General features: G+C 38.3%; 27 protein-coding genes. 12 read left to right on the top strand and 15 right to left on the bottom strand.

Features of this window, described 5'->3' with window-relative positions; all coding sequences use genetic code 11:
- Window positions 1-42: 42 nt before the first annotated feature.
- From AWN68_RS10825 to AWN68_RS10840, 4 genes are read right to left on the bottom strand one after another with little or no spacing between them, the layout of a single operon-like run.
- Entirely contained in the window at window positions 43-678 is a 636-nt protein-coding gene (locus tag AWN68_RS10825; protein ID WP_068415298.1) for a hypothetical protein, read from the bottom strand.
- 28 nt (window positions 679-706) lie between these two features.
- The gene (locus tag AWN68_RS10830) at window positions 707-2,005 is read right to left on the bottom strand and encodes a restriction endonuclease subunit S (RefSeq protein WP_068415301.1); all 1,299 of its coding nucleotides are present in this window, start codon (window positions 2,003-2,005) and stop codon (window positions 707-709) included.
- Between the two features lie 2 nt (window positions 2,006-2,007).
- Window positions 2,008-3,612: a type I restriction-modification system subunit M gene (locus AWN68_RS10835; protein WP_068415304.1), complete on the bottom strand. Its 1,605-nt coding sequence runs from the start codon at window positions 3,610-3,612 to the stop codon at window positions 2,008-2,010.
- A gap of 37 nt (window positions 3,613-3,649) precedes the next feature.
- Window positions 3,650-3,991: a hypothetical protein gene (locus AWN68_RS10840; protein ID WP_068415307.1), complete on the bottom strand. Its 342-nt coding sequence runs from the start codon at window positions 3,989-3,991 to the stop codon at window positions 3,650-3,652.
- Between the two features lie 172 nt (window positions 3,992-4,163).
- On the opposite strand from AWN68_RS10840, the gene AWN68_RS10845 reads away from it, so the two are divergent.
- Complete coding sequence (locus AWN68_RS10845) at window positions 4,164-5,264, top strand: putative phage abortive infection protein (RefSeq protein ID WP_068415310.1); 1,101 nt, start codon at window positions 4,164-4,166, stop codon at window positions 5,262-5,264.
- A 158-nt stretch (window positions 5,265-5,422) separates the two neighbouring features.
- On the opposite strand, the gene AWN68_RS10850 is transcribed toward AWN68_RS10845, so the two are convergent.
- A complete protein-coding gene (locus AWN68_RS10850; RefSeq protein WP_068415313.1) occupies window positions 5,423-5,608 on the bottom strand; it encodes a hypothetical protein in 186 nt (61 codons plus the stop codon).
- A gap of 175 nt (window positions 5,609-5,783) precedes the next feature.
- Between AWN68_RS10850 and AWN68_RS10855 the strand changes: the two genes are divergently transcribed.
- Window positions 5,784-6,179, top strand: a complete 396-nt coding sequence (locus tag AWN68_RS10855) for a hypothetical protein (RefSeq protein WP_068415316.1) — start codon at window positions 5,784-5,786, stop codon at window positions 6,177-6,179.
- A gap of 269 nt (window positions 6,180-6,448) precedes the next feature.
- On the opposite strand, the gene AWN68_RS18995 is transcribed toward AWN68_RS10855, so the two are convergent.
- The 5 genes from AWN68_RS18995 to AWN68_RS10875 all read right to left on the bottom strand — a co-directional run bounded on the left by AWN68_RS18995 (window position 6,449) and on the right by AWN68_RS10875 (window position 9,859).
- On the bottom strand, window positions 6,449-6,613 hold the full coding sequence (locus AWN68_RS18995) for a hypothetical protein (RefSeq protein WP_157716170.1): 165 nt from the start codon (window positions 6,611-6,613) through the stop codon (window positions 6,449-6,451).
- Between the two features lie 98 nt (window positions 6,614-6,711).
- Complete coding sequence (locus tag AWN68_RS10860; protein ID WP_157716171.1) at window positions 6,712-7,629, bottom strand: hypothetical protein; 918 nt, start codon at window positions 7,627-7,629, stop codon at window positions 6,712-6,714.
- Window positions 7,630-7,639: 10 nt separating this feature from the next.
- Window positions 7,640-7,906, bottom strand: a complete 267-nt coding sequence (locus AWN68_RS10865) for a helix-turn-helix domain-containing protein (RefSeq protein ID WP_068415320.1) — start codon at window positions 7,904-7,906, stop codon at window positions 7,640-7,642.
- A gap of 97 nt (window positions 7,907-8,003) precedes the next feature.
- Entirely contained in the window at window positions 8,004-8,597 is a 594-nt protein-coding gene (locus AWN68_RS10870; RefSeq protein WP_068415321.1) for a hypothetical protein, read from the bottom strand.
- A gap of 2 nt (window positions 8,598-8,599) precedes the next feature.
- A complete protein-coding gene (locus AWN68_RS10875; protein WP_068415322.1) occupies window positions 8,600-9,859 on the bottom strand; it encodes a phage integrase SAM-like domain-containing protein in 1,260 nt (419 codons plus the stop codon).
- A gap of 957 nt (window positions 9,860-10,816) precedes the next feature.
- On the opposite strand from AWN68_RS10875, the gene AWN68_RS10880 reads away from it, so the two are divergent.
- Window positions 10,817-11,875 (top strand): hypothetical protein, encoded by a 1,059-nt coding sequence (locus AWN68_RS10880; RefSeq protein ID WP_157716172.1) that lies wholly within the window; start codon window positions 10,817-10,819, stop codon window positions 11,873-11,875.
- A gap of 309 nt (window positions 11,876-12,184) precedes the next feature.
- On the opposite strand, the gene AWN68_RS10885 is transcribed toward AWN68_RS10880, so the two are convergent.
- Window positions 12,185-13,858, bottom strand: a complete 1,674-nt coding sequence (locus AWN68_RS10885) for an AMP-binding protein (protein ID WP_068415327.1) — start codon at window positions 13,856-13,858, stop codon at window positions 12,185-12,187.
- Window positions 13,859-14,250: 392 nt separating this feature from the next.
- Here AWN68_RS10885 and AWN68_RS10890 point away from each other — a divergent pair, with 392 nt between their 5' ends.
- The 9 genes from AWN68_RS10890 to AWN68_RS10930 all read left to right on the top strand — a co-directional run bounded on the left by AWN68_RS10890 (window position 14,251) and on the right by AWN68_RS10930 (window position 21,494).
- Window positions 14,251-14,718 (top strand): Lrp/AsnC ligand binding domain-containing protein, encoded by a 468-nt coding sequence (locus tag AWN68_RS10890; protein ID WP_068415329.1) that lies wholly within the window; start codon window positions 14,251-14,253, stop codon window positions 14,716-14,718.
- A gap of 125 nt (window positions 14,719-14,843) precedes the next feature.
- Window positions 14,844-16,289 carry a Fe-S cluster assembly protein SufB gene (gene sufB, locus AWN68_RS10895; protein WP_068415334.1) on the top strand — a complete coding sequence of 482 codons (1,446 nt, stop codon included), beginning with the start codon at window positions 14,844-14,846 and terminating at the stop codon, window positions 16,287-16,289.
- Window positions 16,290-16,316: 27 nt separating this feature from the next.
- Complete coding sequence (locus tag AWN68_RS10900; RefSeq protein WP_068415335.1) at window positions 16,317-16,748, top strand: four helix bundle protein; 432 nt, start codon at window positions 16,317-16,319, stop codon at window positions 16,746-16,748.
- A 44-nt stretch (window positions 16,749-16,792) separates the two neighbouring features.
- The gene (gene sufC, locus AWN68_RS10905) at window positions 16,793-17,551 is read left to right on the top strand and encodes a Fe-S cluster assembly ATPase SufC (RefSeq protein ID WP_068415336.1); all 759 of its coding nucleotides are present in this window, start codon (window positions 16,793-16,795) and stop codon (window positions 17,549-17,551) included.
- Between the two features lie 11 nt (window positions 17,552-17,562).
- Window positions 17,563-18,888, top strand: coding sequence for a Fe-S cluster assembly protein SufD (gene sufD, locus AWN68_RS10910; RefSeq protein WP_068415337.1), 1,326 nt, complete (start codon window positions 17,563-17,565; stop codon window positions 18,886-18,888).
- 3 nt (window positions 18,889-18,891) lie between these two features.
- The gene (locus AWN68_RS10915) at window positions 18,892-20,136 is read left to right on the top strand and encodes an aminotransferase class V-fold PLP-dependent enzyme (protein ID WP_068415339.1); all 1,245 of its coding nucleotides are present in this window, start codon (window positions 18,892-18,894) and stop codon (window positions 20,134-20,136) included.
- Window positions 20,133-20,564 (top strand): SufE family protein, encoded by a 432-nt coding sequence (locus AWN68_RS10920; RefSeq protein WP_068415342.1) that lies wholly within the window; start codon window positions 20,133-20,135, stop codon window positions 20,562-20,564. Before AWN68_RS10915 ends, AWN68_RS10920 begins: the two co-directional genes overlap by 4 nt.
- Window positions 20,565-20,717: 153 nt before the next feature.
- Entirely contained in the window at window positions 20,718-21,026 is a 309-nt protein-coding gene (locus AWN68_RS10925) for a DUF59 domain-containing protein (protein ID WP_068415345.1), read from the top strand.
- Window positions 21,027-21,077: 51 nt separating this feature from the next.
- The gene (locus AWN68_RS10930) at window positions 21,078-21,494 is read left to right on the top strand and encodes a BrxA/BrxB family bacilliredoxin (protein WP_068415348.1); all 417 of its coding nucleotides are present in this window, start codon (window positions 21,078-21,080) and stop codon (window positions 21,492-21,494) included.
- Window positions 21,495-21,564: 70 nt separating this feature from the next.
- Here the strand turns inward: AWN68_RS10930 and AWN68_RS10935 are convergent, their stop codons facing one another.
- From AWN68_RS10935 to AWN68_RS10950, 4 genes are all read right to left on the bottom strand, one after another.
- Window positions 21,565-21,954, bottom strand: a complete 390-nt coding sequence (locus AWN68_RS10935; RefSeq protein WP_157716173.1) for a hypothetical protein — start codon at window positions 21,952-21,954, stop codon at window positions 21,565-21,567.
- A gap of 242 nt (window positions 21,955-22,196) precedes the next feature.
- Entirely contained in the window at window positions 22,197-22,589 is a 393-nt protein-coding gene (locus AWN68_RS10940; RefSeq protein WP_157716174.1) for a hypothetical protein, read from the bottom strand.
- A 337-nt stretch (window positions 22,590-22,926) separates the two neighbouring features.
- A complete protein-coding gene (locus tag AWN68_RS10945) occupies window positions 22,927-23,358 on the bottom strand; it encodes a hypothetical protein (protein ID WP_157716175.1) in 432 nt (143 codons plus the stop codon).
- Window positions 23,359-23,363: 5 nt separating this feature from the next.
- Window positions 23,364-26,135 (bottom strand): Ig-like domain-containing protein (locus tag AWN68_RS10950; protein WP_157716176.1); only part of this gene is annotated, 2,772 nt, incomplete at its 5' end.

Consider the following 26,135-nt stretch of genomic DNA (forward strand, 5'->3'; position numbering starts at 1 on the left):
CTTTTTTAAAGTCCTTCATTTGATCGATTTAAATTTGAGCCGTTAGCCTATCATTTTATGAATACTAAGAATAAAATTCTGTTTAGACTCCAATACTTTTTCAAGCAGTTCCTTGGAGTTAACATTTGTTGTACCGTAAACAAACAGATCTCCGATAGCTTTCAAAATTTTCTGTGGTGAAGCCTTTTTTTCACTTTTCTCTGTTCTTTGAACATTTAAGCTTCCATCATTGATATGATCTCGAAGTTCATTGAGAATTTTTAAGAAAGCTCTCGTTTCTGCTTTACCTACCAACTTTTCTTCAAAAAAGAATGAAGCATATTCTATACTTGACTTAAATTCATTGAGGTGAATTTGGAAGTTAGTATCTAGTTGTATTAAGTCAGGTTTCTTTTCACCGAGAGAGACGTGCACTAAATTGATAAGCACATTTGATTTTTTTATAAGTCCTTCAGATAATTGAAGTCTAATTTTCTTTAATTCTACTGCCTTCTCATCCCAAACTTTAAAAGCAAACTGACTAAGCGTAAACCCTAAACCAATCAAAGCCAAGACCAAAGGATACCTAAACTCTTTGTCTTCAGGGATTTGGTTAGCATACAGCAGATAAGCCAAAAATAGAGAAAACACAAAAATCAGCAGCGCAATTAAAACACGGTATTTAACCCAATTACTCATTATTCAATAAATATTACTTATCATTCATTTATACAAACATCTGCTGCAATAGCCCTTTTTTAAAGCCCTTCATTTGATTGATTTCCTTATCAAATCCTTGAAGTTTTGTATCTATTGAAGTCAGAAAATCGACTATTTTAACTTGCTCCTCCTTAATTGGCAATGATAGTTCCATTTTGACAAGGTGAGTTTTAGATATGCCTAATACGGACACTCCAGTTGCTAATCTCATAATTTGCCTCCTTATATCTACCGTTTGAAATAGGTAGCCTTTAAACCCCAAAGTGAAGTTCTTATCAATGTCCCTTCCTATGTAGGTATGTAAGCCCGCAACAACAAACTCATTATTGAGGTCAATTAATTCGATCGCTTTACCAATATCCTTGTAGTCTTCACTGGCATCTGCGATTATCAAATCACCTTCTTGGCAAAATTGCTCAGCCTTTATCTTTGACGTATCCACTTCTTCATTAATGAATGGAACCTCCTCATCATTTAACTTAAAGTTAGACCTGAACTTGGTATGTATATCGCCATAATGAATGTTCTTAATCGATCCCGATTCGTAGTTAAGCAGACTTCTAGAGAAGGAATTTGTACCAAAAAACTCAATCACCCCCCCCAACCTCTTCTCCTCCCAACCTGGAAAGCTTGTACCATCTGGGCGTTTAAAGCGGAGCTCTGGGTTGGTTTGGCCTGCTTTTGGAAAGAGCTTTTGCATTACCCCTTTTTTGTAGGTTTCGAGCTTTTCTTTTTTGGCGGTGAGCAAACGGATCTTCTCATCTACCGCACTTAAAAAATCAGCAATTTTATCCTGTTCTTCAATTTTAGGATAATTGAGTTTAGTATTAAGAATGAACTTCTGGGAAATATTTGTTTGTGATGTAGCCAACCCACTATACTTACTCATCAATTGTTTTTGAGCCTTCCTTGTACCTAATAAAATTGCAAAGAACTTGTGATTATTACCTCCAACTCGAACTCTAATTATCTTATCAGATAACATTAATTTATTTCTAACTAGGCCCACATAGGCAACAACACCAACCCGATTGGTTGGACCTGCTCTTGTAATTAGAATATCATTTTCAACTACTTCGATCTCCTTTCTCGCCTCTAATTTCTCTGGTAACTTCTTATTTTCTTTTTCATCAAAACCTCCCCAAACCACCGAGGTAGTTTTTAATACTCCCCATTCATTATTCGTAGCACTTCTTTCTTCACATTGGGGACTCCAACCTGATTCTATAACACTTACCTCAGAATCTAACCTAGCTTCCTTCCAAGGCTCACTATACCCTTTAAACCTTAATTTAGGAACAATCATACTTACACTTTCACAGGTGAATCAATCCCTAATTCTGAACAGTAGTCGGCTATCTTTTGGTCGATAGCAGTCATTTGTCCTTCTAAATCAGCCAAGTCTTTACTTACTGTTTGTAAGTCAATAGTCTCCTCTTCTTCAAAGGTGTCTACATAGCGAGGGATATTGAGGTTATAGTCGTTTTCTTTGATCTCTTCAAGGCTGGCTACATAACTGTACTTTTCTTCTAGCTCACCACTTGGCACTCCTTCCACTACATAATTGCGGTAAGTCTCAATAATCTTATCAAGGTCTTTTAAGCGAAGGTTATTCTGGTTTTTAGACTTTTCGAAATGTTGGCTGGCATCAATAAATAATACCTGATCGGGATGTTCCTTACACTTTTTAAACACCAAAATACTGGTGGGGATTGAAGTACCATAGAAGATATTGGCAGGCAAACCGATCACAGCATCGAGCCAATTTCTATCTTCAATTAAATACTTTCTAATATGGCCTTCGGCTGCGCCTCTAAACAAAACCCCATGAGGCAATACGCAAGCCATAGTGCCATTCTCATGTAAATGGTAAAGCATGTGCTGCACAAAGGCAAAGTCGGCCTTAGAGCTTGGCGCCAACTTACCGTATTGGCTAAAACGGTCGTCTGTCATATGCAAGCTGCTGGCACTCCAATTAGCAGAGAATGGAGGATTGGCCACCACGGCCTCAAACTGATGTTCTAAATGCTGCGGATGTTCTAAAGTATCTTCTTGCCGAATATCGAATTTAGCAAAGTGCACCCCATGCAAAATCATGTTCATGCGAGCTAAATTATAGGTGGTACGGTTCAACTCTTGACCGTAGAAATGGCCTACTTCCTCCACCTCTTTGGCTACACGCAATAAGAGCGAACCACTACCACAGGTAGGATCATACACAGATTTAAGTCGGGTTTTACCCACAGTGACCAATCGGGCCAAAATGGTAGAAACCTCTTGCGGAGTATAGAACTCCCCTGCTTTCTTCCCTGCGCCAGAAGCAAACTGTCCGATGAGGTATTCATAGGCATCGCCTAGCACATCGGAATTAGCGTCTTCTAGCTTAAAATCAATTTTGTCTAAGTGGCCAAGTACTTTTACAATCAGGTCGTTTTTGGCTTTTTCTGTTCTACCGAGTTTGGTAGATGTCAAGTCGAGGTCTTCAAAGAGCTTATTGAAATCATCTTCCGATTCCGTGCCCATGGTACTCTGCTCAATGTAGTTGAGAATATTGGTGAGGTCTTCTAGGATAAAGCTGCTATCGCCTTCTTCTGCCCTGCTGGCTCCTTTATTGGCAATGGCACTAAATAGCTGTGCTGGTTTAAGGAAGTAACCGAGCTCTTCTAAAGCCTCAGCTTGCAAAAAGCTGAGCATTTCATTTCCATCGGGGGTGCCTTCTATCAGTTCTTCATATTGTAAACCATCTTCTTGCAATTGCTCATTGGCGAAGAGGTACATTTTCTCAGAAAGGTATTTATAGAAAATAAAGCCAAGGATATAGTCACGGAATTCATCCGCATCCATTTTGCCTCTTAGCTCATTGGCAATATTCCAGAGTTGTTGTTGTAGTTGTTTTTTTTGGTCGTCAGACATAATTTAAATTAGATGGCTTCAAGCTATAATTAACAAATTAAGTATTGAAGAGGTGATCACTATTATCCTTAATGATATCCTCAACATTTTTAGCATGATCTCTTGTTTTAGTCGCCAATGTACGAAACTCCAAGTTCGACCAATTTTTCAAAATAAATTTTCGCTTATCCTCATTATTTCTAGTACCGACTCCGTAAGGCTTTGGGTATAGAGATTTCATTCTTTTCTGACATTCCACGCCAATACCAAAAAGTATTTTGCGCTTTGTTCCTACTTCTCGAATTTGATAAACTCCAGACCCTTGAGGCCCTTCTATATTTCTACAATCTTCGGGCCTTGGCATTTTTCGCCATGAAGACCAATTCTCGTTTTCAATCATTCATATTCATTTAAGTACTCAATGGCAATATTCCAGAGTTATTATCGCTGACTATTTTTAGTCCACAGACATTGTGCATTATGGAAAAGCAATTAATCTACGGCATTGAAAATTATTAAGCAACTTCAATTAAATAAGAAATGAATTATATTGAACCTTCAACCGCGCAATAATGAGTGATAAGACACATTTTAATCCATCCAAAGTTTATTTCATCATTTTAGCATTTGGTGGACTATTATTGGTCGCTTACATATGCTTACTTACCCTTAATTTCAATCAAGCCGATGCCACAACATCTGGCGCCATTGGTGATGCTTTTGGTGGAGTTGCAGCACCTTTTGTTGGTACTGCTGGGGTTTTATTGACATTTCTAGCCTTTTGGGTACAGTATATAGCCAACGAGCGACAGAGAGAGGCTTATGAACAGCAAAGAAATGATATTAAGCGAGAACGATTTGAGAATAAATTTTATGAGCTTTTGAGGCTTCACAAAGAGAATGTGAATGAGGTCAATATTAATCATGGAGCGTTTAAGGGTAGAGATGCATTTATTCTGATGTATCGAGAATATAAATTCATCTATTTGATCGTGGAAGAAGAGGTAACACAACACCTTAAGACTTATCAACTAGGTGATTTCGAACTAAAACAAATGTCACATCGATTCGCATTTGATTTCTTCATGAATGGCGTAGGACCAAGTACAGATGAATATTATGAAGCAATGGGCAAACCAGGACCGGTGAATGTTCTGTACATAAAAATAAACAATAAACTGAAGGAGCTTACTCGACCACACAAAGATGATAAAGCTTATCGAGCTGGACACTTTGAAGTAAAGTTTGGTTACAAGCCTGTTAATGGTCACATCTCCAGATTAAGCCATTACTACCGTCATTTATACCACACCATAAGATTTGTGGTAAATGAGGAACAAACCTTTTTACAAAATTATGATTTCATAAGACTCTTTAGGTCACAGCTTTCAATACACGAAGTAGCACTTTTATACTATAATTCATTTTGGTACAAAGGTCAAAAAATGTGGAAAGATGAAATGAGTGACGGCAAAATAAACCACTACATCATTGACTATAAACTCTTAAAAAATCTTCCTGAAACGGTTCAAAGCTTTGGCTTAAAAGCAAGCGAAAAGCTTAGAAAAGAAATGAAAATTCAAAAAAACTGGTCGGATAAAAAAATCGATCATGAAGTAAAACTTTCCTTCGAACAAACCGAAGATAATGTCGCAATATTCGAGCAAAAGTAGTTTTGTAGATATCAAACATCAAACTACTCGAAAGGTCTTCAATAAGCAATTGAATTAACATGATCAGAAGAGAAAATGAGATTTTGTTAGCAATTTATCATGCAGACCATATGAAATGTGAGCCGTAAATTCCACTACTAGCTTTTCTCAACATTGAATTAGCTGTTATGCAGTGTTGGTGACATATCTTCATCTTCCAGAATCAAAGGCCCTTGTAAAAACTTCTGGTTCTTATCGGTCGGGTTTATTGTAGGCCTCGCATTCTCTTCAATAGATTTCGCTTCGATAAACTCAAACATATTAGAAGGCGATTCATTATTTTCTGCTTTACGTGTAGATCTCATTTTAAAAAACAATAGGATGTAATACTTTTCTCTTTGTAAGCAATACAAATTAAACACCTTATCGCTGCTTTGCAATTACTATTAATCAAGACTCCATTCATGGATTGTAATTAATTTTCAATCTTTAGTTAGTTACTAATTATATTAGTACAGCTAAATAAATTAGTTTTGAGGTATGATTCGAGAAGAGGGCTTTTACATTGTAGAGAAAAAGGGTGGGTTCTCTAAAACAGTACACTTCCTTTGGATTTATGTCAAAAACAGAAAGAAATACTTTCTTATTGATGATAATAATCCGGTTCTATTTACCGAAGATTCTAGCCAAGAGTTAAATGAATTCAAATTTATTAAGAAGCTTACCACCAATAGAAAGGACCTAGAATTCAAAAGGACTGTAATAACAATCAAAACCGAATTCGGAAATCATACATTCGAATTCAAGTCCTTTAATTTCATCGCTTTATACAGATTAGTATTTATTCTATTGCCAGGTATAGGCGAAAGTCTGAGGTTTAGGCACTTTGTTAAGAGACTTTTGAATGACATTAAGCAAGGAAAATTCGATTCGTAAGGCGTATCACTTCTCTTAAATTACTCATTGGTAAATGAGAGGATTTTCATCCTTTAAAAACGGTGATTTATTACTTTTTTAACATTAACATTGATTAACATTTTCAAAAATTTAATCACCTGATAATCTGATAATTAATTTTCAAAGTGTTGTCCGAAAGGTTATTAGAATAAAAGCAATTGAGAACATTTTTTTTAGAAGTTTGAGAAGATGCTGAAACAGTTTAAAAGGTTGTCATTATTCGTCAATTCACAGCGTCAAATTCGTATTCAATAACATGATTTTATAACCTCAATCACTTCAGCTTTACCCTGTAAATACTCTTTATATAATCTTGCGTTTAGCTCAGGATCATAAGTCTCACGAATTTCGATTTCAATAGACTCTTTCACTAAAAAGAAAGCCGAGTTTTTTATTCTTGTTTCCTTATTCATTCTTCAATATACTCTAGAAAGGTAGATGTTCAGATGTTAGCATTACTCAACATTTCCCTTTCTCTATTTAAAACAAGTCTAGTCAAAACATAAACACATTATGTACCCTTTTTTTCACTTAATAACAAGTTCAGATTGAGCTCTTTGAGCAGGAGTTCATTTAGGTTGATTTTTGGATTTAATAATGCCCTTGATTTTTTCACACTTTCATTAACCCTAGCAAGGTCAGTTTTCCCTCCACCTTTCTGTTTCAGTACTCTATTGAACTCTGAATAAGCATCTGAATAATATAACATGATATTCTTGATGTCGCTGGTTTTCATATCTGGCGACAATTGAGGAAATAGCCGAAAATTAATACCACCTGTCACCTGACGCCAATGACTGTAAATAGGAGACTCCATATCGAACAAGTCTGCCCCTTTTTTTACGCCATGCTTTCTTAAGAAGTTTCTATCAAAATACTTAATTTCAAACCGGTATGACCCAGGCCGAACATAGCTTACATCTTTGGCTAAGATGTTCTTCTTTGCCACATCATAAATTTTAATCTCAAACTGAGTTAATTGGAGATGCCAACCGTAAATCTCTCGTGACTTACTCTTCTTCATAGCGTCAAATAAGCTATTCTTATACGCTGCCTTTAGTCGAGGAATTAAATCGAAATCCTCATGGAAATAAACACCAACCTCAACATGATCGATCTCAAAATTTAAAGCATTCTGACCTAAATCTATACTCAGGTTTTCAAAGGCTTCGTAACACTCCTCAATACTAAAGGTGCAAGCATTATTTCCATGATAATATTTCCATAAAGAGTTTTTCAAAACATGCTTACCATGTAGTAAATCTACCTTCTGATAAAAACCTCTTTCTTCTTTGGGTACGTTATACGTCCAATATTTTGGAAACCCAGGAGAGAGAATTGATTCAGAAGGTTTAAAAAGCCTATTCATGTACTGAATAGGCTTTTTCCGCATTAACTGAAATAGGCCCAAATCTGTATCAGGCCTCATGACAATGAAATCAAACGCCATCTTTGTTTACCATTTCCTCCAAGTCCGCAATTACCCAGTGTCTAGAAAACAGTATTCTTCCGTGGACTTTAATGGCTCTAATTAATCCTTTGGCGACCCAACGGTCGAAGTTGGTCAATGAAGTACGACAAAACTCAGCCGCCTCCTCTCTAGTTAAAAAATGTTGTGGCTCCTGACTTTTTGAAAGCTTCTGGTCTACTAAATCTTCAACCTGCTTTCTGATTTCGGCAATGATAATTGAATTTAAATGTCTCATAATAAATATTATAATGAGACGAAATAGGGGGTTATAAGCACCAATATGTTCCATAAACCCTCACAAGATCACTTGTGAGGGTGAGAATGTGAGGGGCTTAAATCTTTACTTTCTTTTCGAGAGGTATTTTATTCTCTAGCTCCTTCATGTCTTTAATTAATGAGTCAACCACCTTTTGTATTGTCACTCGAACTTGGTTGAGGTTTTCATAATAATCTTCATCACTCAACTTTACTTCACGATCACTTGAAGGCCTTTCCATGCCTAAGGCTATCCTCATAGATTCAGCCCCTACATTGGTTATTAAGTTTGATCCTTCTCCAATTTTTTCATTCGTGTTTCTAAAAACATCCAAACCTTTTAGTTCTTTGATTAAAATAGCTAACTGACCAAGCGTCAATGATGAATTAATCCCTGTGCCTATCTTGTTTTTAATCCTTTTTTCTTGGCTTTCGGATACTTCTTTTATGGTGTCAGATAAAGAGGTAACCGAGTAATCCAATTCATCTTTTATAAAACTAATTTCGTCTTGAAGTTTAATATTTTCTGCTTCCAGTTCATCAAACTTCACTGCAACATTGAAAAACTGTTCCTCAACCCGCTTCTCCCAAAAAGTATTAAGCGAATCCCCAATTAGTCTTTCAATTTCGTTTTCAGACCATTCTCTATTATAACCTCGTTCTTCGTACATATTTAAAATAACATTACGTCTATCAAATCTTGATCACTTACTGAGTAATAGTGATCATTAATTACTTTCTCTGTCTTTCCGGTAATCACTGCCACATGCTTTGTAGAGACACCCCATTTGTGACAAAGCGTGATAAACGTCTTTATCGCCAAGTGAGAAGTTACAAGCGAGCTTAACGACTGAAAATCACCTGGTTCAACCTCTATTTCTCTGTTTATTCCTACAAGCTCAAAAAGGTCTTTGAGGTACTCATTGTATTTTTGATCGGATATTCTTGGCAACTGATAGTCGTACTTTTCCAAAATTATTAGCGGAATTGGCTTTAATGGAATAAGGGCTCGTTTTCTCTGCTTCTCGGTTTTCAGCTCAATCACTTTCACCTCTACATCACCTTTATTCACCTTGCTGATATGCTTTTGGTTTAATCGATTCAAATCACCTACCCTCAACCCTACGAAGCAATTGAAAACAAACCTATCTCTGATTCTAGCTAACTTCTCATGTTTTGATAAGTCATAATCTATAAGGCTATTCACTTCTTCTTCAGTAAGATAAAACACTTTTTTCTGCGATTTAAAAACCTTGAACTCTTTCGTATCAATATCCGAATGAACTGAAAACCCTCTACTTCTCGCCCAATTAAGCACTCCTTTCAGCGTCTTTACATTCTTGCCAATTGTGCTATCCTTTTTAATTCCTTTGTGCGTATTTCTTAAAAAAGAAATGAAATCATCATAGTAATTAAGATCTACTTGATTTATAGCGAATTGGTGCCCTACCGCTTTGTGAAAGTTTTTAATATGATTCAAAGTACTCTTATACTGCCTAATCGTATTACTTGAAATTCCAGATGTTTGCCTAGAGGTCAAGTAATCTTCATATACCTCCTCGATCAAGGGTATTTCATATTCTTCGATTGATTGATTGAAACCAGACTCAAACTCTTTCTTGACAAAATTTGGAGTTGGATCAATGCCCTTCGCCAATAATCTATTAGCTGCTGACTTCACAGAAGCAATAACTAGTTCAATGCTGTCAATGGCTTCCAGCCTACCTTTTGATCTCTGTTTTATGAAAGGCGCAATCAACTCCAGCCTACCACTTCTTTCAACAATCTCTAATACTTCCGGATTAACCTTACATGCCTGAAAATCTGCTGTTTTACTATTGTGTTGATATCTGACGTATAATGTAGTCTCACCTTTGGCACTGAGCCTCGGGTTTTTCAATGCGTCTTTCTTAAATATTACTTTGGTTGTCATTGTTTTTGGCAAGCTATTGGCAAGTGTAATATACTATAAGAGCACAAAATAACATACAATATGCCCCACATATTTATTTCACATCACCAAACAAGGCTTCAGATAGCTATTTATTGTAACCTCAAAAATTAGGTTCGATTCCTGAAGGGATCACTTTTAAACCCCTCTGATAATTTCAGTGGGGTTTTTGTTTTTTAAGGGATTAGATACAGCGCAAGTATATACTCAACAAAATAGGCCCTTAGCTCTCCCGAAGTTTCAGGACGATACAAATCCTTATCATCTATGCTTCCACTTTTTTTGTCTGCATCACAGATTTGATGGATTACGGGATTTCACTGATTTGGTACCAAAGCTCGCCTTTGTTGCGTGTTTTTACCAACAAATTGAGGGGCTTGCTATAACTTTCTTTTTATCCTGACCCCGAACTTCTCGGAGGAAGAAACCAAAGGTGTTACGCCCCTTCAGGGCTTAATTAAGTTTATGCTGAATTACGGATGGGCTGCACCCATCCTTATGATATTTCGCCCCGTTGGGGCTAAGTCGCAGAAATATTTAACTCACATAGCCCTGAAAGGGCTTTATATGAAAACGAAGGATGCAACCCTTCGGAAACAGATCTACATATTAATAAGTCCTGAATGGACGAGATAAGCCTCTTCATAAAATAAGTCACTAGCCACAGGCAAGCGACTGCTTCGGTGTTAGACCCTTCGCTTCACTCAGGGATGGAAAAAGGTATTAGTACATTTAAAGATCAGTTTCTTTAAAGAAGCTTTAGCTCGTTCTTTCCACTAAACGCCAGCCTTTGTTACGTGTGCCTTGCTAATAGACCTATTATGGCTTAGTATGATTACAAAAATTTTAAAATATTTGTTTATTAGCTGAATAGTCTATTTTTGAAGTATGAGAACTTCACAGAGTCGTTTGTTTAAGTGTATGTTGGTGTGTTCAATCTTGACCTTTTTTTATGTGGTTCAAGGTTGTGAAAAAGGCGTAGAAGTGGATGAACTCCCTGAAGAACCTGAGCTCCCTATTGTAAAGGTTGATGAGTCCTTCTTTTATGTAGCAGATATTAAAGAACCGTGGAGAGAAGCCTTATTTAGCACAGATGAAAACATTGTCTATCTTTTTAGCCGAGAAGAGAATGGCAAAATGATTATTTATAACTATGAATCGTATTCGGTTGTAGCCGAGGGGGTTAAATCGGATAAAATTCTGGATTACCCCGTGGCCATTGGTCAATTCAATGATAGTAAGGAGCTCTATATTGGTAGTGGTAAATATGTCAACGTATATGATGGAAAAACCCTAGAGCATAAGGAAAAGCTTAGAGCACTTGAAGATGGAGACAGTCAATACGTTTCTAGTTTGGAATTTAGAGAGCCTAACCTTCTTTTTATTGGTGCTTGTAACACTAGTAACTCGAACAAAAATAAGGGTACTCTAACTATTGATAGGAGTAGCGGCCAAAGGATCGCGAGATCTCAGTACGGAGATAATTGCGTGAGAATAAAGACTTTCAAGAATGGGTTGGTTAATGACGAAATAGGTGTGTTTGGAGTAGGATTTCAAACCTCAAGCCCATGGCTTATTTCAGACTTATTTGATAAATCGGGGGATGTAGTAAGTAATAGTTTTAAGGCTGTAGCTGTGAATAAAATGTCACGAGATATATTAGCCACTAGTGAGGATGCGGATTACTTTGTTACTGGAGAAAGAGGCAATATCTTCGATAAGAAAACTACGGATCTACTAGGTAGTTTGAATGGCGATTTTAGGAACTATTTCTTAAATGATGACGGGTCTAAAATCTTCGCAATAAAGGATTATTCGTCTATTGAGGTCTTTGAATACCCATCTCTTAAATCATTAGGACTTATTAAATTGGCGGATGAATCGTTGACAGAGTATCTAGTGCCAACCAAAGGCTTTGTTGATGGAGATAAAGTAATATTGGTTTATCTATCCATAGAAAAGATATATATGTCCAAATTGGATATTCCTAAATTTTGAACTCTATCACTTCCCGATACAGAACTTACTAAAAATATTCGCCAATAAATCATCGGTGGTGACCTCGCCAAGGTAATGGAGGCTTTAGCAAATAACTCTAAGAACTCAATAGATAGATCAATCCGTGCCCAATGAGAAATCGTAATCTTCACAAACATGGGGACTATAAAAGCAAAAAACTCGCCCTGGGACGCTGTTCGAATGGGTAGCGTGGCGAGTACTGTTAATACAAATGTACGTAAAGCCAACAGAAAGAGGTTGTACATTTCTGTATTTTCTCCAACGCCAATATCAGTATACTTCTGATAATCAACCCTTAGCCTCTTCCTCCTTCAACTTCCTCCTTAAAATTTTGCCCACATTGGTTTTAGGCAGTTCGGTTCTGAACTCATAATGTTTCGGACGTTTGTAGCCAGTTAGGTTTTCATGGCAATAGTCGCGTATCTCCTCTTCGGTGAGTGATGGATCAGATTTTACGATAAAAGCCTTTACACATTCGGTTGAATGCGGGTCAGGAACTCCGATAACTGCTACTTCTAACACTTTTGGGTGGTCAGCAATTACATTTTCAACATCGTTAGGGTATACATTGAAACCAGAAACGTTGATCATGTCCTTTTTACGGTCTACAATTTTGAAGAAGCCTTCCTCATCCATCACACCGATATCTCCTGTTCTGAAATAACCTCCTTCAAAGAATACTCCTTCATTCTTCTTATTCCAATAGCCAGACATTACTTGCGGCCCTTTCACGCAAATCTCTCCTGTTTCGCCTTGTGCCAAGCGGTTTCCATCATCATCGTAAATGGCCAATTCGGTTGAAGGCACAGGCAAACCAATCGTTCCTATTTTATGTGTCCCATCCAATGGATTACAACAAACAACAGGAGAAGTTTCGCTCAAACCATAGCCTTGCACTAAAGGAGTACCCGTGTCTTGTTGCCATTTTTTAGCCACAAAATCTTGCACCGCCATTCCTCCCCCAATAGAGACTTTGAAATGAGAGAAATCGATTTCTTTAAAATTAGGTTGGTTCAGCAGTCCGTTGAAAAGGGTATTTACTCCCGTAAATAAGGTAAATGAATGTTTCTTTAGTTCTTTCACAAAGCCCGGCATATCACGCGGATTGGTGATCAGCACGTTTTTAGCACCAATGTGCATCATAAATGTGCAGTTCACATTTAAAGCAAAAATATGATAGAGCGGAATGGCCGTAATCATAATGTCTTTTTGCCCTTCTTTTAAAAGCGGCTTAAAAACCTGGGTAATAATAAGTGTATGGGCTACCACATTATTATGCGAAAGTATAGCTCCTTTCGAAACACCAGTGGTTCCACCGGTATACTGAAGAAAGGCAGTGTCCTCCCCTTTTATTTCTGGCTTGGTGTATTTCATTCGTGCGCCTTTGGCCATGGCGCTTTTTAGCGAAATTGGATTGGGTACTTTGTAAGCAGGCACCATCTTTTTAATGTGCTTCACCACAAAGTTGACAACCTTCCCTTTCAGGCCACCAAGCATGTCGCCCAGTTCGGTAACGATGATGTTTTCAACAGAAAGGTTTGGCATTGCCTCCTCTAAGCTCTTGGCGAAATTGGCCATGATCACAATGGTTTTTACACCTGCGTCATTGAACTGATGCTCCATTTCGCGATGGGTATACAGCGGATTCGTGTTGACCACAATACAACCAGCTTTTACCGCGCCAATAAGCACCACAGGGTATTGCAAACAGTTTGGCATCTGGATGGCGATTCTATCCCCTTTTACCATGCCCAATTCATTTTGCAAATAGGCAGCAAAGTTGGTCGAAAGTTGGTCTACTTCTTGAAAAGTAAGTATACCGCCCATGTTCTCGAAAGCCTCGCGGCTACCAAACTGATTGAAGGCATTCTGATAAAGTTCTAGAAGGTTTTTAGGGCGTTGATCTTCAATTTCTGCGGGAACACCCTTTGGGTAATGCGCAATCCAGGGGAAAGTACTCATGAATTAAAATTTGGCTATCATCAAATATAAAGATGAATTACCAAAAAAAAAGGAGGCTAACAAACAAGCCTCCTTTCAATCTAAGAAAAACAAACTGAATACGTTTCCAAACTAATATTCAAAATGATGGCTGTAGGGGAAGGAGTCGAACCTTCACGGAGAGATTAGTCGTCAGGTAGTTCAGATTTATTTCTTTTTCTCCACCCTCGAGAAAGGAGGGCATGGCTGCCTGTTTCATCACCCTACAGTATAAAGTTTCTCTTTTGAAACTGTTTCAAAGGTAATACAAACAGTTGGTTCATTAAAATATCAACAACATATTGATTAAATATTTAGAGATAAAATAATTATAAACTATTTTTATTGCTGAATCAATAATTTCAACAAAAATTATGGCCGATAATTACGAAATCGATAATGTGGATTTGAAAATCCTTTCGCTTCTTCAGCATAATGCCAAAAAACCTTACACCGAAGTAGCCAAACTGGCTTACGTTTCTAGCGGAACAGTACATGTAAGAATGAGTAAGCTTGAAAAGATGGGCGTAGTGAAAGGGGCTTCCCTAGATTTAAACCTTGCAAAGCTGGGTTATAACGTCTCTGCCTTTTTAGGGGTATTCCTTTCCAAAAGTTCGTTGTATGAAAAAGTGGCTACACAGCTAAAGAAAATACATGAGATTACAAGCATTCACTACACCACAGGAAATTACTCCATGTTTGTTCGCATTTATGCCAAAGGCACAGATCACTTGAAGGATATTCTCCACGATAAAATTCAGAAAGTAGACGGTATCGAGCGCACAGAAACCTTTATCATACTTGAAGAAACTTTAACCCGAAGTATTCAGTTGGAAGGGTGACCAAAGGGGTTTCTAAACTCATAATAGCTTTTAGTAATAGTTTATTGAAAAAAGGAATTGAACAAACCAATCCTTTAATCTATAAGTTGTACCTTTGTATTTAAAACGATTCTAAATAACTAGGAATGGGTAAAGACGATCAGATATTAGAAGAGTTCACCTCTAAGGAATACGAGTTCGGATGGACAGTAGACTTTGAGGCAGATGAGGCTCCAAAAGGTTTGAACGATGATATCATTCGGTTTATTTCTGCAAAAAAGGAAGAACCGCAATGGATGCTAGACTGGAGGCTTGAGGCTTTTCATGCTTGGCAGAAAATGAAAGAACCTGAGTGGGCCAATGTTCACTATCCAAAAGTAGACTTTCAGGACCTTATATATTACTCTGCACCAAAGAAGAAAAAGCAGGTCAACTCGCTAGATGAAATCGATCCGGAAATGATCGCTACTTTCGAGAGGCTTGGTATTTCGCTTACAGAGCAAAAAAGACTTACGGGAGTTGCTGTAGATGCTGTTATCGATTCGGTTTCGGTAGCTACTACTTTCAAAGAAACTTTAGGCGAGCTAGGAATTATCTTCTGTTCATTTTCAGAAGCCGTGCGCGAACACCCAGAGCTGATCAAAAAGCACATGGGTTCAGTAGTACCAGCCAACGATAATTACTATGCAGCACTAAACGCAGCGGTATTCTCTGACGGTTCATTCTGCTTTATTCCAAAAGGCGTAAGATGCCCAATGGAACTTTCCACTTACTTTAGAATCAATGCCGCCAATACAGGTCAGTTTGAAAGAACCCTGATTGTAGCTGAAGAAGGATCTTATGTAAGTTACCTAGAAGGTTGCACCGCTCCTATGCGTGATGAAAACCAATTGCACGCTGCGGTTGTAGAAATCAAAGCAGCAAAAAATGCAGAGGTAAAATACTCAACGGTTCAGAACTGGTATCCAGGAAATAAAGAAGGTGTAGGTGGTATTTACAACTTCGTAACCAAACGTGGTATTTGCGAAGGTGACCATTCTAAAATCTCATGGACTCAGGTAGAAACTGGTTCGGCTGTTACTTGGAAATACCCTTCATGTATTCTGAAAGGTGATTATTCAATTGGTGAATTCTATTCAGTAGCCGTAACCAATAATTACCAACAAGCCGATACAGGGACCAAAATGATTCACATTGGCAAAAACACCAAGTCGAGAATCGTATCAAAAGGTATTTCTGCTGGCAAATCGCAAAACAGTTACCGAGGCCAAGTGCACGTAATGAAGCGTGCGACCAACGCCCGAAACTTCTCTCAGTGCGATTCACTTTTGATGGGTGATAAATGTGGAGCACATACTTTCCCTTATATCGACATCGAAAATCAATCGGCTCATGTAGAACACGAAGCCACCACCTCTAAAATTGGAGAAGATCAAATCTTCTATTGCCAACAAAGAGGGATTAATCCGGAGGCTGCCGTAGCACTTATCGTAAACGGATACGCCAAAGAAGTACTTAAGCAATTGCCAATGGAGTTTGCCGTAGAGGCACAAAAACTTCTTGCTTTGACGCTTGAGGGATCTGTAGGCTAACTGTTCAATGTTTTGAGTTTATTGTTTATGGCAACAATTACTAGGTTTGAAGATTTGAATATTTGGAAAGAAGCAAGAATTCAGGCACAAGGTATTTATGCTCAAATAATTAACAATCAAAACATTCAGGATTACCCACTGAAAAATCAGATAAACGGTTCATCAGGTTCAGTAATGGATAACATTGCCGAAGGCTATGATAGAAAAGGAAATAAAGAGTTTAAGCAGTTTTTAGCAATTGCTTTCGGTTCAAACGGAGAAGTAAAATCTCAATATAGAAGTCTCTATAGGTGCTATATCAACCAAAAGGATTTTGACGAATTCATTAAGAGAAATGAAAACATATCAAAAATGCTTACCGGTTTTATAAAGTACCTAAATCGAACAGAGTTTAAAGGCACAAAATTCATCATCGAAGAGCCTATAGCAGAATATACTTCGACAAACCTTGAGCATTAAACTTTGAACATTAAACACTAAACACTAAACATTAAAGAGTTAAGATGTTATCAATAAAGAATTTACACGCCAGAATTGAAGAAAAGGAAATCCTTAGAGGGATCAACCTAGAGATCAAACCAGGTGAAGTACACGCGATCATGGGCCCTAACGGTTCTGGAAAAAGTACTTTGGCTTCTGTGCTTGCTGGGCGAGAGGATTACGAAGTGACTGAAGGGTCAGTAGAGTTTTTAGGCAAAGATTTACTTGAAATGGAAGCTGATTTTCGGGCAAGAGAAGGTCTTTTCTTGGCTTTCCAGTATCCAATCGAGATACCTGGTGTAAGCACGACCAACTTTATGAAAACGGCTGTCAATCAAATCAGAGAGCATCATGGAGAAAAAGCACTCGATGCAGTTTCTTTCTTGAAACTGATGAAAGAGAAAATGAAGTTGGTTGAAATCGACCAAGCTTTATTGAGCCGTTCTTTAAATGAAGGTTTCTCTGGTGGAGAAAAGAAAAGGAATGAGATCTTCCAAATGGCGATGCTTGAGCCAAAGCTCGCCATTCTTGACGAAACCGATTCAGGCCTTGATATCGATGCACTTAAAGTTGTGGCGCACGGTGTTAACACCCTGAAAAACAAAGATAACGCCACTATCGTGGTAACTCACTACCAAAGACTTTTGGATTACATTGTTCCTGATTTTGTACACGTTCTTTATAATGGAAGAATAGTGAAGTCAGGCACTAAAGAATTAGCCTTAGAGCTAGAGGCCAGAGGTTACGATTGGATTAAGGAAGAAGCAGACGCAACCGCTTAAGCAGATATTTTATGGAAAAAATTGCAGGACAATCGATCTTAAATTCGCTTGAAACTCAATTTGAGGCGTTTGAAAAAGGCTTGAATGGGCAAAGTCAATCGGCAGCACATGCTGTTAGAAAAGAAGCTTTTACAAGCTTGATGAACTCTGGCTTTCCTGGCCCTAAAAGCGAGGAATACAAGTTCACCAACTTTACCAAAGCCGTTGAAAAGAACTTTGAGTTGAATGCAGCAAATGCTGATTTTGGTTTAAGTAACACTCAGGTTTCAGGCACCCAAATCCAAGGGTTGGACGCGCATAAAATCGTGTTCTTGAACGGGGTTTACTCAAGCGATCTTTCTGACAATATTCAAGTAGAAGGTTTAAAAGTAGAATCACTTGCTGAAGGTTTCAAATCCAATTCAGCATTATCTCAGGAGAATTTTGGCACCAAAGCCAAGTTCGCAGAAGATGCTTTTGTAGCCTTGAATACTGCTTTCAGTCAGCATGGTGTAACGATTGAAATCGCTGATAAAGCGGTAATCGAAAAACCAATTGTACTTTACTTTATTGGCGACAGTTCAAAAGCAGAGCTTTCATACCACATCCGAAATATTGTTGTAGCAGGGAAGTTCTCTCAAGCCACTATCATTGAGAAATTCGATACCGTTGGTGAACACAAGAGTTTTACAACTTCTGTAAACGAAATCAGTGTGAGCGAAAGCGCGCATCTTCGTTTTTTCAAAATTGAAAACGATACTGAGCAAGCTTATCACATTTCAAATATTCATGCTTCACAAGGAGCAAACAGCAATTTCAAGGTATTTACCTTCTCGCTCAATGGAGCGATGATTCGTAATAATCTGAATGTAAAACTTCAGGCCGAAGGAATTGAAACCTACATGAATGGCCTCTATTTATTGGATGGAAAAACGCATGTAGACAACCATACCGTTGCTGATCATATGATGCCAAATTGCTATTCAAACGAATTGTATAAAGGCATAATGGATGGCAGTTCGAAAGGAGTTTTCAATGGAAAAATATTTGTTCGTCCTGACGCACAAAAAACCAATGCATTCCAGTCGAATAAGAATATTCTGATTTCTGACAGGGCTACCGTAAACACCAAACCTCAATTAGAGATTTGGGCAGACGATGTTTCTTGTTCGCATGGTTGTACTACTGGCCAGTTGGATATGGATGCCCTCTTCTACCTACGAGCGAGAGGAATCCCAAGAGATAAAGCATTGGCAATTCTATTGAAGGCTTTCGCGAACGATGTATTAGAAACCGTTGAAAACGAAGCGATCAAAGAATACCTCGCTGCGATTATAGAAACAAGGTTGGAAAAATAAACCATGGCTCAGACTTTGGAAAAACACACATTGGACATTCAAAAAATCAGGGCGCAATTCCCAGTGCTTCATCAAGAGGTTAACGGTAAGCCTTTGATTTACTTCGATAATGCCGCCACAAATCAAAAACCTAAAAGGGTGATTGATGCTTTGGTGAAGTATTACGAACATGACAATGCGAACATCCACAGAGGAGCACATGCCTTGGCCGCTCGTGCTACAGAAGCATTTGAAAACACACGTGTTTCCGTACAGAAGTTTATTAATGCCAACGAGCCAGAAGAGATCATTTTCACAAAAGGCACTTCTGAAAGCATAAACCTAGTCGCTTCAAGCTGGGGGAGAAAGTTCTTGAACCCAGGAGACGAAGTTTTGATTTCGACCCTAGAGCATCACTCCAACATTGTGCCTTGGCAAATGATTTGTGAAGAGCGCGGAGCTGAACTCAAAGTAATGCCCATCAACGAGGCTGGTGAAATTATTATAGAAGCACTTGACGAGTTGATTACGGAGAAAACCAAAATGGTAGCATTCAACCATGCCTCCAATTCTTTGGGCACCATCAACCCGGTAAAATACATCATCGACAAAGCGCACGCAGTGGGTGCCAAAGTGTTGGTGGATGGCGCACAAGCCTCATCTCACCTCACTGTTGATGTTCAAGCATTGAATGCAGATTTCTATGCTTTTTCTGCCCACAAAATGTACGGTCCAACAGGTTTGGGTGTGCTATACGGAAAACGAGATATTCTCGAAAAAACCCCTCCTTATCAAGGCGGTGGAGAAATGATTAAAGAAGTGAGTTTTGATAAAACCACTTACAACGATATTCCTTACAAATTTGAAGCAGGCACTCCAGATATTGCCAATGTAATCGCTTTCAACGAAGCCATTCTTTTTATTAATGAATTGGGTAAAGAGAACATTGCCGCTTACGAGAACGAACTTTTGGCTTATGCTACCGATAAAATCGCCCAAATAGAAGGCGTGAGACTTATTGGTACAGCCAAAGAAAAAGTGAGTGTACTTTCCTTCGAAGTAGAAGGAATTCATCACTTTGATTTAGGTATGTGGCTCGATGCTAAGGGAGTTGCTGTTAGAACTGGCCATCATTGCACTCAGCCATTAATGGACCATTACTGTATCGAAGGAACTGTTCGTGCGTCATTTTCTGTTTACAACACAGTTGAAGAAATAGACGCCTTTATTGAAGCCTTAAAAAGCACAATCAGCAAATTCAAGAAATGAGCGAAACCATAAACGATATTCAAAACGAGATCATCGAAGAGTTTTCAATGTTAGATTCCGACATGGAAATGACCATTGAATATGTTATGGAATTGGGACAGCAACTGCCAGAAATGGCTGAGGCACTCAAAAACGAAGATAACATTGTTAAAGGCTGTCAATCTAAAGTTTGGCTAAATGCCGAAACGAAAGATGGTAAAATGTACCTCGAAGCTGACAGCAATACTGCGATTACCAAAGGCTTGGTAAGTATTCTAGTGAGAATCCTTAATGGACACACACCTCAAGAAATCCTTAATGCAGACCTTTACTTTGTAGACAAAATTGGTTTAAATAGATTCATCGGAACGCAAAGATCAAACGGATTGGGCGCTATGATGAAGCAAATAAAAATATACGGGTTAGCTTATTCTGCTAAGGCGGAATAAATAACAATAAAAACAAAACTCAAAATTCAAAACGGTGGCGAGCAATTATGACCTTGAGCAAAGAACAGAACAGTTCGCCAAAGACGTTAGGAAATTTATAAGATCATTGACATTAGATTTAGTTCTTGTTATTTGAGATTTTGAAGTTGAATTATGGAAGATAACTTAAGAGACCAAGTTGTAGCTGCAATTAAGACAGTGTACGACCCCGAAATACCTGTAGATGTTTATGAATTGGGTTTGATTTATGAAATCAATGTTTTCCCAGTAAACAACGTTTATGTTCTGATGACATTGACATCTCCTTCTTGCCCTGCGGCAGAAGTGATACCAGAAGAGGTAAAACAAAAAATCATGGCACTTGAAAGTGTAAATGATGTAGAAGTTGAATTGACTTTCGACCCACCATTTACACAAGACATGATGTCGGAAGCAGCCAAGCTAGAACTTGGTTTTATGTAAGAATAGCCAAAACGGCTTTTAAGATTTAGAAACGAAATAAAATTAAGAAATATGTATCCTGAACATTTACTCGTCCCATTCAGACAAGAATTAACTGAAGCGGGTTTTACAGAGCTGAAAACAGCTGAGGCTGTTGAAGATCATTTGAAAAATCAAAAAGGCACTTCTTTGGTAGTGATCAACTCGGTTTGTGGTTGCGCTGCTGGAACAGCAAGACCAGGTGTTAAGATGGCTTTAAAGCTATCAGACAAAAAGCCTGACCATCTTACTACTGTTTTTGCTGGTGGCGACATCGAGGCAACTGCTAAAGTAAGAGAGTTCCATATGCCTTATCCTCCTTCTTCTCCATCAGTTGCTCTTTTCAAAGATGGTGTATTGGTGCATTTTGTTGAAAGGCATCACATTGAAGGCAGAACAGCAGATATGATTGGTGGCCATTTGGCTGACGTTTTCGAAGAGTACTGCTAGTACTTTATATTCCATAAAAAAGGGTCGATTTCTTACGAAATCGACCCTTTTTGTTGTTGTATCAGTTGGGTTATAGATCCAATCGATAAATGAAAACATTGTTTAACTCTGCTAAGAAATCGCAAGCATTTACAATCGTTCTCAATTGCTTATTTGCCATTTGTTCCAAAGTGTGAATTGGCGCCTCCAAAAGTAAATTATTACTTCCGTCATAAATCATGATCATTTTGATCAGCTCAGGCTTGACGTTACCCTGATCATCAACAACGAAATCTAATTCGTAATCCATCAAGTTCAACTCATGTTTTACTTCAGAGATTAATTGAAAGGCTTCTTCTTTCGTTAATCTTTCATTGTCAATATTTTGTGCCATTGACATTGTACTTATGCCTAAAAAAAGGCAAATCATTAAAGGGATTCTTCTCCCTAAATTGTCGATTGTGTTGTTTATTGAGTTCATGACCTTGTGTTTTTAAGTTTAACATTACTGCTAACAAAAGCAGTTGACCTACCCCTTTTTGACAACCCATACATCAACTAGTTTAACTTACTGATTAACAATTGCTTGATTTAACATTTATTAGGAAATCAACTTAAATTATGTTCAATAACGTACACAATGACTCTTCATGAAATTCATAAAAAACAAAAGAGGCCACTTCATATGAAGTGGCCTCTTTTGTTTACTACTAATTCTACTGACTATAAATCTAATCTATAATAGAAGGTGTTATATGATTCGATTAAGAAATCACTTGAGTTTACTAACCTTCTTAACTCCTTGTTGCTCATTTGTTCTACGGTGTGGATTGGAGCTTCTAAAAGCAACTCGTTATCCTTGTCGTAAATCTTGATGACCTTAATCGGAGAAGGCTTAATGTTACCTTCGTCATCAATTACGAAATCCAATTCGCAATCATTTTTCAGATTCAAATCGTGTTTTACTTCTGAAATCAATTCAATAGCTTCTGCTCTTGTTAATTTTTCATCAGCAATTTCTGATGCCATTGAGATTGTACTTATGCCTATCAAAAGGCAAATCATTAAAGGAATTCTTCTCCTTAAATTGTCGATTGTGTTGTTTATTGAGTTCATGACCTTGTTGTTTTTGAGTTTAACATTGCTGCCGACCAAAGCAGCTGACCTACCTCCTTATGACAACGCTTATGCCAAATAATATATACAATTGATTATCAGCTATTTATATTGTGTTTTACTTAAGGAAACAGACTCATTTCCGTTCACAACCGTACACATTTGTTCGATAGTGTCACAATGAAACTTTTATCGATTTCTATCGTCCCATTAGGAACATATAAGGGAAAGAAGAATAAAAGAGCCTATCCCCATAGGCTCTTTATAAGACTTGAAAACAAAAAGTTTCCAAGTCCTCCCCTCAACACAAAGTGTCTTTTATAAATTAATTTCCTTGTTATTTCTCTAGGCTCACCGTATAGTTCCCGGAAGTTCCAGCTACCACTCCACCGCCAGAATGTGTAAAACTGAATTTAAACCTAGTCACACTCAAATCTAGAATAGTCACTTCCTCACCTGTGTCTAAATTAATACTCCCAGCAACCTCACTTACCCAAGTCCAGGTGCCTGTAGCTCTGAATAGATTACCCCCATTGATTGTAGTATAGGTACCATCAGCGAATGAAATTGAAAAGTCTGGATAATTCAAGCTCACATCTTGACCATCCAAAGTGATTTGCCCATTGACACCATAGATCCAGTCCCCAGCTAATTTCTCAAAAGCCAATTCTTGATTTATTAGCCCATTAGGGTCTACTGTTCCACATCCTATAATGATCATAACGATTAATACTAAGGCACTCAGGGTTTTGGTTCTATTAATTTTCATAACTCTCATTTTTTGATCATGACCTTTTTCCTTACAACTGACCTACCATCGCTAAACTGAACAACATAAATACCGCTGTTATACTCAGAAACATCCAATTGCAAATTTCTCTCTGTAAATGCTTTCCTACTAAACATTGGTGTACCCGATATATCTACCACTTCGACATCAAGCTTTATTGCTCCTAGTTCTGATAAGTCAATATTGATTATTCTATTTGCCGGGTTAGGGAATACGTTGATCGATTCTGGTTTGATTTCACCATCATCTACTCCCGTGATTATCGCCCCTTCACCAGATACATCTACCGAAATGGTGCCTGCATTGGTGATAAACTGGATTGTTCCTGCATAGATTTTCACTTCCATTGGTTTAAAGCCGAAGTCGATGGTTCTGCTTTCACTTGGATTTATTATGATCCCTGTAACGGTTCCAATAAAGCCTTCTGGAAACAACACACTGTTGACGACTAATGCTGCTTCTCCATCATTATGGATGGTAATATCAAATTTGCTTGTTAGGCCTAAATCGGTTACTGGAATATCAATATTTGAAGTAATTCGAAGTTCTGGCTCTTCCACATTGGTAATCGTAATGGTAAACACTTTTTCGAAAGCACCTCCTCTACCATCGTCAGTTTTAACTCGGATGCTATAACTTGTTTTGGTTTCGAAATCGAAGACTGATGCTGTTTTTAAGCTTGGGCCATCAATGATGAACTGTGCATTGTCCGTACTGCCCGTTCCCGTAACCAAGCTATAAATATGCCCAGTAGATTGATCTGCATCTATTGTAGTGAAACTTCCAATCACTGCTGCTACTTGATTATTCTCCGTAATACTGGATGAACTAATGGTGATGTCTGTTGGTGGTAAGTTCGTCATGTACACCTCACCTGTAAATGTTGCTGACAATGGATTATTGGCGGTATCTACAATAGATTGATCATTCTTCAGGTTCAGGCCAATGGTGCCTTCTCCAGAAATTCCATTGAGGCTTATGTCATAGGTTTTGGCATCTACCTGTGTAACGGTGTTTAATGTTCCTGTAGCGGTGCCAGTCAATATCACTTCAAAGTCAGTGAGGTCTACACCCGTCACATCTTCTGAGAAGGTTGCTCTAAAACTGACCAATGCACCTAGTACTGGATTGCTATCTTTCCTTGTAATGGAAACTCCTGTTGGCGCTGTAGCATCAAATGCTGTAGTTAAAACACTACTTGCTTTATTGGCATTCCCAGGGGCATCAGTGACATTATTGGCTGGAAGACCCACCGTCACTGTACCATCTGCTCCTGGAGTAATTTCCACCGTCCATGCTTTTCCTGAAATTGTTTCCACCAAATTACTAGCCGTACCATTGGTCACTTGAATATCACTAATTGCAAAGCCTGTGACTATTTCCTCAAAGCTAATATTCACCTCAAATTTGATGTTCGTCAATGGGCCTACAGCGGTAGTCAAAGTTGCTGTTGGTGATACACCATCAACCAATACCGCAGCGGTTGAGGCCACTTGGTTTAGGTTTAACAAAGCATCTGTGCCAAATGAATCTTGGATTGTTCCTCCATTAAGGTCAATACTTGTCCCTAATGCTATCCCATCATTGTCTAAATCTCCCTCCGTAATTGTATAGCTGAATATTGCCGTGTTACTATTGCTTACAGCAGCTTTTAGATTCGCTGTCTTCATACTTGCCCCAATCGTAATTGGAATGCTTGGCGTGCCTGTAGTACTAATGGCCAAATTAAAAGTTACGGTTAAGTCTAATCGATCTCCTATGTTATAAACCTTGTTTAAAGGCACAGCTACTGCTGTTACAATACTTGCATCAAGCCTTGTAATTATTCTAGTTGCTTGAATTGCTGCATTATTAGCCAAATCGCTAACATCTGCTGTAACGGTTTCTGTGGTATTAATAACAGCTATATCTGTCTTTGGTACCGTCAGACTCCATTCATTATTTACTACAGTAGTGGTATATGTTTTGTTGTTCAAGCCTATGGTCGCTATTTGACCATCCTCTATTCCTGTTGTCGTGCCTGAAATAATTTGATCAGCTGATCGCTCTAAAAGATCTACCACATCATCAATAGCAATTATAGAAATATTGATTGTTGGCTTGGTCTCATCATTCGTTATGCTTAACTGAGTTGCCGCTGTGTTACTATTACTCGATGCATCAGTAGCTTTTCCCGCTGCTACATCGACTGTAGTTATACCATCTCCTACTGGCGTGATAGTAGCGGTATAAACTGTGGCGCTGGCTGCATTAAAGTTACTAACGGCACCATTGCTCACCGTAATATCTCCGATCACAAAATTTGTAACAGCATCAGAGAAGGTAAAGGTAGCTGTAAACGCTCCAGGGTTTGGGCTTGTAGCAATAGTGCTAATAACCACCGTTGGACGCTTGGTGTCAATCGTGAAGTTTCCAGAATCAGTAGTACCTGCTCCAATATTACCTGCATTGTCTGTTACTCCGGTATTCGCTACAGTGAACACATTGGTCGCAGCCTCCAAGTCAGCGGTTGGGGTAAAGGTAGCTGTGTAAGTCGTTCCTCCATCGGCTGAGCTTACCGCGGTCATCGTCCCGTTTGGAATGGTAATATCAGCATTGGCAAAGCCGGTCACTACTTCTGAGAAAGTGAAGGTTACCAATGTTGTTTCCCCTACCTTCAAAGCTGCATCTGCAATAGTGATAGCAACAGTAGGTCTTTTGGTATCGATTGTGAAGTTTCCAGAATCAGTAGTACTTGCTCCAATATTACCTGCATT

This window comes from Roseivirga echinicomitans (assembly GCF_001592935.1).
Lineage (GTDB): Bacteria > Bacteroidota > Bacteroidia > Cytophagales > Cyclobacteriaceae > Roseivirga > Roseivirga echinicomitans.